Origin of the sequence: Roseateles sp., from assembly GCF_046300915.1 — a bacterium.
GTDB lineage: Bacteria > Pseudomonadota > Gammaproteobacteria > Burkholderiales > Burkholderiaceae_C > Kinneretia.
Map to the genome: position 1 here is coordinate 1 of NZ_JBKCLH010000191.1, position 8,154 is coordinate 8,154.

The window sequence follows — 8,154 nt, forward strand, 5'->3', positions numbered from 1 at the left end:
ACCCTGAAGATCATGGAAGAGGACGGCCTGCTGGCTCACGCCGCCCGGGTGGGCGCCGCGCTCAAGGCCGGCCTGGAGCGCGAGCTCGCCGGCGTGCCCGGCGTGGTGGAGATCCGTGGCCAGGGTCTGATGCTGGGCATCGAGCTGGACCGTCCGGCCGGCACCGTGCTGGGCCAGGCCGCCGAGGCGGGCCTCCTGATCAGCGTCACCGCCGACCGCGTGATCCGCCTGGTGCCGGCCCTGATCCTCAGCGAAGAGGAAGCCGCCCAAGTGGTGGCCCTCCTGGCGCCGCTGGTCAAGGCCTTCCTGGCCCAGCCCAAAGCCTGAAACCAGCCGATGAAACCTGGAAACAGCCTGATGCGCCACTATCTGCAATTCAAGGATCTGCGCGCCGAGGAATACGCTCATCTCTTCGACCGCGCCGCCATCATCAAGCGCCGCTTCAAGAACTACGAGAAGTACCAGCCCCTGGCCGACCGCACCCTGGCCATGATCTTCGAAAAGGCCAGCACACGCACCCGCGTGAGCTTCGAGGCTGGCATGTACCAGATGGGCGGCTCGGTGGTGCACCTCACCACCGGCGACAGCCAGCTGGGCCGCGCCGAGCCCATCGAGGACAGCGCCCGCGTGATCAGCCGCATGGTCGATATCGTGATGATCCGCACCTTCGAGCAGAGCAAGATCGAGCGTTTTGCCGCCCACTCGCGCGTTCCCGTGATCAACGGCCTGACCAACGAGTACCACCCCTGCCAGATCCTGGCCGACCTGTTCACCTTCATTGAGCAGCGCGGCATGGACCGCCGAGGCGCCATCGATATGGACTGCCTCAAGGGCCGTGTCGTGGCCTGGGTGGGCGACGGCAACAATATGGCCAACACCTGGCTGCAGGCGGCCGAGATCCTGGGCTTCACCGTGCATGTCAGCACCCCCAGCGGCTACGAGATCGACCCCGCCGTGGCGGGCATCAAGGACGCCAGCTGCTACAAGGTCTTCAAGGACCCGCTGGAGGCCTGCCGCGGTGCCGATCTGGTCACCACCGATGTGTGGACCAGCATGGGCTACGAGGCCGAGAACGAGACCCGACGCAAGGCCTTTGCCGACTGGTGCGTGGACGCCGAGATGATGGCCGTGGCCAAGCCCGACGCGCTCTTCATGCACTGCCTGCCCGCCCACCGCGGCGAGGAAGTCAGCGCCGATGTGATCGACGGGCCCCAGTCCGTGGTCTGGGACGAGGCCGAGAACCGCATGCATGTGCAGAAAGCGCTGATGGAGTACCTGCTGCTGGGGCGCATCGGCTAAACGCCATCGCGAAGCAAAAGCGGCCCGTGCGCGGGCCGCTCGTCTGTTGGGGTCGTGTCAGGCCTGCGTGGCAAGATGTGTCCCCATGCGCTGGGCCCTCATCACCGATATCCATGCCAACCGCCAGGCCCTGGAGGCCGTGCTCGCGGATGCCCGAGCCCAAGGCTGCGAGCGCTATGGGCTGCTGGGCGACTATGTAGGCTATGGCGGTGATCCGGCCTGGGTCGTCGACCAGGTGCGAGAGCTGGTTGCCCAAGGCGCCGTGGCGGTGCAGGGCAATCACGACAGCGCCGTCACGCAGGGCGCCCTGCCCACCATGCGCGAGGACGCGCGGATGGCCGTGAGCTGGACCCGAGAGCGGCTGAACCCTGAACAACTGCGCTTCCTGGCCGAGCTGCCCCTGAGTCGCAGCGAGGGCGAGTGCCTCTTTGTGCATGCCAACGCCTACGATCCCGAAGGCTACGAGTACATCCAGGGTCGGCTTGAGGCCATGCGCAGCCTGCAGGCCACGCGGGCGCACTACACCTTTTGCGGCCATATGCATGAGCCCATGCTCTACCACCTCTCCGGCACGGGCAAGGCCGGCGACTTCAAGCCGGTGGCCGGCGTGGAGATCCCGCTGCCCAGCCACCGCCAGTGGCTGGCGATTCCCGGCTCCTGCGGCCAGCCTCGCGACGGCAACCCGGCAGCTTGTTACGCGGTTTTCGACAGTGATCGCGGCCTGCTGAGCTTTCAGCGCGTTCCTTACGATGTCGAGGGCGCGGCCGCCAGCATACTCGCCAGCGGTCTGCCCGAACCCGTGGCCCAACGCCTGGCATCCCGCCTGGCGCGCGGCGAATAGAACCCAACACAGGCGCCCCGCCATGAGCACAGGTCCCAGCAGCGTGCAGGAGCTTCCCCCGCCCACCCCGCTGAGCCCGGGCATGGTGCTTGACGGCTTCCGCCTTGAAGAGCGCCTGCATCAGGGTGGCATGGCCCATCTCTGGCGCGTGAGCCGCGTGCAAGCGCAGCCCGACGATGAGATGCCCCTGATCATGAAGGTGCCGCGCATCAAGGGCGGCGAGGACCCGGCCACCATCGTGGGTTTCGAGGTCGAGCAGATGCTCATCCCCGTGCTCAAGGGCCCGCATGTGCCGCGCTTCGTGGCCCGGGGCGACTGGACCCGCCAAGCCTATATCGTGATGGAGCGCATCGACGGCGAGTCCCTGCGCCCGCGCCTGGATGATGCGCCGCTGAGCGTGGACGAGGTGGTGGACATCGGCCAGCGGGTGGCCGCTGCCTTGCACGATCTGCACCGCCAGCATGTGGTGCACCTGGACATCAAGCCCAGCACCATCATGTTCCGCCCGGACGGCACCGCGGTGCTGGTGGACTTCGGACTCTCGCGCCACGACCATCTGCCCGACTTGCTGGAGGAGGAGTTCGAGCTGCCCATGGGCACCGGCCCCTATATGTCGCCGGAGCAGGTGCAGTTCGTGCGCAACGACCCGCGCAGCGATCTGTTCGCCCTGGGCGTGATGCTCTACCACCTGGCCACCGGCGAGCGCCCCTTCGGCCAGCCCAGCTCGGTGCGCGGTCTGCGCCGCCGGCTCTATGTGGAGCCCCTGCCCCCGCGCGCCATACGCCCCGAGCTGCCACCCTGGCTGCAGGAAGTCATCCTGCACTGCCTGGAGGTCAAGCCCGAGCGCCGCTACCAGAGCGCGGCCCAGCTGGCCCTCGACCTGCAGCGCCCCGAGTCCGTCACGCTGACGGCGCGCGCCCACAAGCTGGAGCGCAGCGGCGCGCTCAAGGCCTTCAAGCGCTGGTTCTTTGCCCTGGGCCATGAGCCGCAGCGGGAGGCCACATCAGCGGCCTCCGTGGATCAGCAGCTTTCGCGCAGCCCCATCATCATGGCGGCGGTGGATACCCAGTCCGCCACGCCCGCGCTGTTGGCGCGGCTGCAGGAGACCGCGCGCCGCCTGGTGCATGCCGAACCCGGCGCTCGCCTGGCCTGCGTCAGCGTCATGAAAACGGCGCGCATCGGCATGGACGAACTCACCGACGCCCAGGGGCGCAGCGTGCATGTGAAGCAGCTGATCGCCCTCAAGCACTGGGCCCGCCCCATCAGCCGCGCCCTGTCCCTGGAAGACGCCCGCCTGACCTTCCATGTGCTGGAGGCGCCGGACGCCGCCCAGGCCATCATCGAGTTCGCCGCCAAGGCCGGCGTGGACCATATCGTGATGGGTGCCCGCGCCAACTCCGCCCTGCGCCGCTACCTGGGCAGCGTCTCGGCCCAGGTGGTGGCCGAGGCGGAGTGCAGCGTCACCGTGGTGCGGGCGCCGGGCTGAGCCCGCCTCACCAGCGCCTACACTGGCCGGCATGAGCCTGAGCACGCCCCAAGACAACAACCCCTGCCTGAGCTGCGGCGCCTGCTGCGCGAGCTTTCGCGTGGACTTTGCGCGCGAGGAGTTGCAGAGCGAGGGCGGCTGCGTGCCCGACGGGCTGTGCGTCGAACTCAATGACAGCCTGGCCCGCATGCGCGGCAGCGACCATCTGCGCCCGCGCTGCGCCGCCCTGGTGGGCACGGTGGGTGAGCGCGCCAGCTGCGGCATTTATGAGTGGCGGCCCTCGCCCTGCCGTGAGTTCGGGCTGCGCGCACCCATGGGCCTGGGGGATGAGGCCTGCAACCGCGCGCGCCAGCGCCACGGCCTGCCGCCCCTGCCTGCCTGAGCGCCTCAGCCCGGCAGGCGCTCCGCAGCGCGGCTGCCGCGGCGCAGGCTTTCCAGCTTGGCGGAATAGCGCTCACGGTCCATGGGTGTGGTGCTGTGCTCGCGCGCCAGGGCCAGGTGCTTGCGCACCTCGTCCATCTGGCCCAGCCCGTAATTGGCCAGGGCCAGCCAGAAGTGGAACTCGTGCACATAGGCCGAGCGTTCGATCTCGCGGGTGAAGAGGCGCTTGGCCTCCTGGAACTCGCCCCGCTTCATCGCGGCGATGCCCAGGTCATAGAACTTGTAAGGAGGCTCCAGCTGCAGCTCCCGTAGCCGGGCACTGAGTTGCTGGGCCTCCTGCATCTGCCCACTATCCTGCAGGACCAGCACCAGATTGGACAGGGTCTGCGTGTTGGCGGGTTCCTGCTGCAGCACCTGTCTGAAGACCTGCTCCGCCAGGGCCGGATGCCCCGCTCGGCGGTAGATCACGCCCAGGGTGTTCTGGGCAGCCAGAAAACGCGGGTCACTCAGCACCGCGGCGCGCGCCCAGCCGTAGGCGGCGTCCAACTGCCCTTCGCGCAAAGACTCGGCCGAGCGGTTGTTGTAGTACATGGCCAGCACCGTGCCCTCCTCGATCGCGCGGCTGCGCTGGCGGCGCAGCTGATCGGCGGGCAGAAAGTCAATCGTCAGCAGCTCTCCCACATCAAAGACGCGGGCGCCGCTGCGTTCCAGGCGCGGCTGTCCCAGGCTCAGGTTCACATGGCCAGCCACCAGATAAAGATCACCGCTGCGGCTCCAAAGCTCCTCGACAAACACGCTGTTGAAGCGCACCGGCAGGCCCAGGTGCTTGGCAAAGGCCGCCGTCATCAGCACCAGTGAGAGGCAATTGCCACGCCGCGCCTCAAAGGCCTCGGCCGCATTGCGGGTGCGACTGTCGTCGTACTCCAGCTGCAGCTGCCCGCGCTTGTACAAGGCATCGAGCATGCCCTGGCGCAAGCCCTTGCTGCGTGCGAGGGCCGTGATCTCCTGCTCCGCGTAATCCACCATGGCCGGCGTCATGGCCAGCACCTGATGCGGCTCGGGCAAGGGGCCGGGCGCGCCAAAGAGATCGTCTCGCAGCAGGCCTTGTGGCGACGGTGCCAGCGCTGGCGGGCTGGCACAGCCCCCCAAGAGCATCAGCAGGCCGAAAAAGAGGCCGTGCAGGAGACCATGCAGAGGGCCGGACAGCGGCAATGCGCGAGAGCTGGGTGCGGACATGGTGCAACACCTCCCGTGCCTGGACCCAGGCACTGCATCGCAACCCTAGCACCACAGGCCCCGCCGTGCCAGCGAGGCAGCCCGCCGCCGCCCCGGCTTCAGTCCAGCACGTAAACCAGGGCGGTGCGCGCCGGGATCTCGAATCGACCGCGCTCGGGGTCGAAGCGGGCCTGCTCACGCGGCCGGCTGTCGGCCGCCTCGGGCGCCAGATGAACGGGGTGCAGGCGCCAGGTCTGGCCGCGCGTTTCGGGCAGGTCCAGGGCCTGAGGCTTCAGGTCGGCATTGATGGCGTAGAGCAGGCGCTGAAAGCCAGCGCCGGGCAGGCCACGACCGTCCAGCTCGCCCACCAGCAGGGTGGGCTGCTGCGTGGGGCCGGTGTTGTGCAGGCGCAGTCGCTGGCGCACCTGCTCGGCGCTGTCCAGGCGGAACAGGCGCGAGCTGGCGCGCAGGCGCAGCAGATCGGCAAAAGCCGCCACCGTCCAGCGGATCTGGGCCGGCTCGGGACGGATTTCGTCGGAGCGCGCCAGCACGGGGCGCATCCAGGGGTAATGCGCCGCATTGTCCGGCCGGGGCGGCAGGCCGGTGCCGAAATAGTTGGTCTGCAGCGACCAGTCCAGGCGGTTGAACCAGTCGCCCGAGTCATAGCTGTTGCGGTCCAGAGACTTGGAGCGCAGGGTCTCCACCCCGGCATGGAAATAGGCCACGCCCTGGCTGAAGGCGGTGAGCGCCATGCCCAGCAGCTGCACGCGCGCCCGGTCCTCGCGCGAGGTGTCCAGGGGCAGGCGCAGGGCGTTGAGGTCGAAAAGGGTCTGGTTGTCGTGGTTGTCGGCGTAGTTCACCACCTCGCCGGGGGCGGCCGCATAGCCGGCGGGCTGACCCGCATAGTCGATCTGCGCGCCGCGCCGGCGCTGGCCGTCCCAGCCTTGCAACTCATAGTCGCGCAGGCTGCCGGCCAGGGCCAGGCGCAGCAGATCGGCGCTGCGCATCAGGTCCTCCCGGCTCGCGCCGCCGCCCAGGGCGTTGGGGGCGTAGAACTGACCGTTGAGCCAGCCCTGGCGGCTCACCATCTGGGCCCCGGCATCCGAGACACCGCCGCCCCGCAGCGCATCGCGCCCGCGGTCGCTGAAGGTGGCGATGCCGCTGCCGGGCAGGGAGAGCTGGGAGGCCTGCACAAAGCGGGCGCCATCGGCCACCTCGCCAAAGTTCCAGCCCTCGCCGATCAGGGGCACGGCATGGTCCAGCTCGGCCCGCAGCCGCGCCTGCAGGCGCTCCATCAGGGCGCGCGGCTGATGGGCCATCAGGTCGAAGCGGAAGGAGGCGATGCGGTACTCGCGTGCCCACAGCAGCACCGAGTCCAGCAGCAGGCGGCCCATCATGCGGCGCTCGGTGGCGGTGTTGTCGCAGCAGGTGGAGCGCTCGATGCGCCCCTGGGCGTCATAGCGCTGGTAGTAGCCGGGCACCACGCGGTCCAGCACCGACTGCTCATGCTGGCCCGCCGCGGCCGTGTGGTTGTAGACCACGTCCATGCCCGTGCGCAGGCCGATGCCCGCCAGGGCCTGCACCATGCGGCGGAACTCCAGGATGCGGCGTCCGCCCTCATTGGCATCGCTGGCATAGCTGCCCTCGGGCGCGTTGAAGTGCCAGGGGTCGTAACCCCAGTTGAAGCAGTCGCGGCCGGCCTGCGCCATCACCGCGGCCTGCTGGGCCTCGCTGTCGGGCGGCGCGCCGACGGGCAGCTCGGGCTGCACACAGCCGCGCTCGGGCACGCTGGCGATGTCAAAGACCGGCAGCAGATGCACATCGGTGAGCCCCGCCTCGCTCAGGCGGCGCAGATGCTGCATGCCCGGGGAGCCGGTCTCGGTGAAGGCCTCGTAGCGCCCGCGCCGCGCCGGGCTGACCGAGGCGTCGTCGCGCGAGAAGTCACGCACATGCAGCTCGTACACCACCATGTCCGTATTGCCGCGCACCCGGGCCGGCGGGCGCAGCGCATCCCAGCCCGGCGGCTTGTAGGCCGGGTCGGCCAGGTCCACGATGAAGCTGCGTCGCGAGTCCGCGTTCAGGCTCAGCGAGTAGGGATCGGTCACGCGGTTGAGCACCCGGCCCAGCCCGCGCACCTGCACCTCCACCAGATAGCTGTAGTAGCCGCCGCGGGCGCTGGCGGGCAGCCTGCCCTGCCACAGGCCCGTGGCCGCATCCCGGCGCAGGGGCAGCACGCGCCCTGCAGCGCCCTCGGCTTCGGGGTAGTGGCACAGATGCACCCGGCGCGCCGTGGGCGCCCACAGGCGCAGATCGAAGCCGCCAGCAGCGCGCGGGCTCAGGCCCAGGGCGGGCGCCCGCTCGGCCGCGGCATACAGCGTGTCCAGCAAGGCCCCATGCTGCAGGCCGCTGAGCTGCTGCACGCGGCCCTGAGCGTCCTCAGCCACCCGCAGCAACTGGCCGCGCAGCCATTGCCGCAAGGTGGCTGCCGGCACATCCGCCGGCAGGGCCAGCCGCCGGCCCGGGCCGATCCAGGCCTGGGTACCGGTGGGTGTGTGGGCGCCCTGGTCGCGCAGGTCCAGCACCGCATCAAAGCCCCGCACCGGCGCGCCCACGGCGGCCTGCAAACCGCCCGCCGCCGCGTGGTAGAGCCGGTAGCGCCACCCTGGCTCGGCCGGTTCGAGCCCGGCCCAGATGAGTTCGCCCAAGGCGCGCGTGCCGCCCTCCCCTTCCAGCATTTGCACGGCCGCGTCATGCGGCGGCAGCTGCTCGGCCTGCAGCAGGCGGCTGCTGGCCGGCGCATCGCAGGCCCGGCGCAACGCGGCCTCGCTCAGACCGGCCGCCGTGGCAAGCGCCGTTGCCGAGAGGCCCAGGGCCAGCAGGCTCAGGCTGCGCAGCCCCCGGTTCATCGAGACACGCAAACGCTGGGCAGGGC

At 69.8% G+C, this 8,154-nt stretch carries 7 protein-coding genes; 5 read left to right on the forward strand and 2 right to left on the reverse strand.

Features of this window, described 5'->3' with window-relative positions:
* The 5 genes from ACK5F2_RS14565 to ACK5F2_RS14585 form a co-directional block, all read left to right on the forward strand.
* Window positions 1-327, forward strand: a 327-nt coding sequence (locus ACK5F2_RS14565; protein WP_409865798.1) for an aminotransferase class III-fold pyridoxal phosphate-dependent enzyme, incomplete at its 5' end; no start/stop codon positions are given.
* A gap of 9 nt (window positions 328-336) precedes the next feature.
* Complete coding sequence (gene argF, locus ACK5F2_RS14570; protein WP_409865800.1) at window positions 337-1,299, forward strand: ornithine carbamoyltransferase; 963 nt, start codon at window positions 337-339, stop codon at window positions 1,297-1,299.
* An 85-nt stretch (window positions 1,300-1,384) separates the two neighbouring features.
* Window positions 1,385-2,140, forward strand: coding sequence for a metallophosphoesterase family protein (locus tag ACK5F2_RS14575; RefSeq protein WP_409865802.1), 756 nt, complete (start codon window positions 1,385-1,387; stop codon window positions 2,138-2,140).
* Between the two features lie 22 nt (window positions 2,141-2,162).
* On the forward strand, window positions 2,163-3,626 hold the full coding sequence (locus ACK5F2_RS14580; RefSeq protein ID WP_409865804.1) for a serine/threonine protein kinase: 1,464 nt from the start codon (window positions 2,163-2,165) through the stop codon (window positions 3,624-3,626).
* A gap of 31 nt (window positions 3,627-3,657) precedes the next feature.
* On the forward strand, window positions 3,658-4,008 hold the full coding sequence (locus ACK5F2_RS14585; RefSeq protein ID WP_409865806.1) for a YkgJ family cysteine cluster protein: 351 nt from the start codon (window positions 3,658-3,660) through the stop codon (window positions 4,006-4,008).
* 5 nt (window positions 4,009-4,013) lie between these two features.
* On the opposite strand, the gene ACK5F2_RS14590 is transcribed toward ACK5F2_RS14585, so the two are convergent.
* Both ACK5F2_RS14590 and pulA read right to left on the reverse strand, forming a co-directional pair.
* On the reverse strand, window positions 4,014-5,243 hold the full coding sequence (locus tag ACK5F2_RS14590; RefSeq protein ID WP_409865809.1) for a tetratricopeptide repeat protein: 1,230 nt from the start codon (window positions 5,241-5,243) through the stop codon (window positions 4,014-4,016).
* A gap of 98 nt (window positions 5,244-5,341) precedes the next feature.
* Window positions 5,342-8,154, reverse strand: a 2,813-nt coding sequence (gene pulA, locus ACK5F2_RS14595; RefSeq protein ID WP_409865811.1) for a pullulanase-type alpha-1,6-glucosidase, incomplete at its 5' end; no start/stop codon positions are given.

Coding starts and splice junctions, on each gene's coding strand:
- argF (WP_409865800.1), top strand. CDS start 337: ATGAAACCTGGAAACAGCCTGATGCGCCACTATCTGCAATTCAAGGAT.
- ACK5F2_RS14575 (WP_409865802.1), top strand. CDS start 1,385: ATGCGCTGGGCCCTCATCACCGATATCCATGCCAACCGCCAGGCCCTG.
- ACK5F2_RS14580 (WP_409865804.1), top strand. CDS start 2,163: ATGAGCACAGGTCCCAGCAGCGTGCAGGAGCTTCCCCCGCCCACCCCG.
- ACK5F2_RS14585 (WP_409865806.1), top strand. CDS start 3,658: ATGAGCCTGAGCACGCCCCAAGACAACAACCCCTGCCTGAGCTGCGGC.
- ACK5F2_RS14590 (WP_409865809.1), bottom strand. CDS start 5,243: ATGTCCGCACCCAGCTCTCGCGCATTGCCGCTGTCCGGCCCTCTGCAT.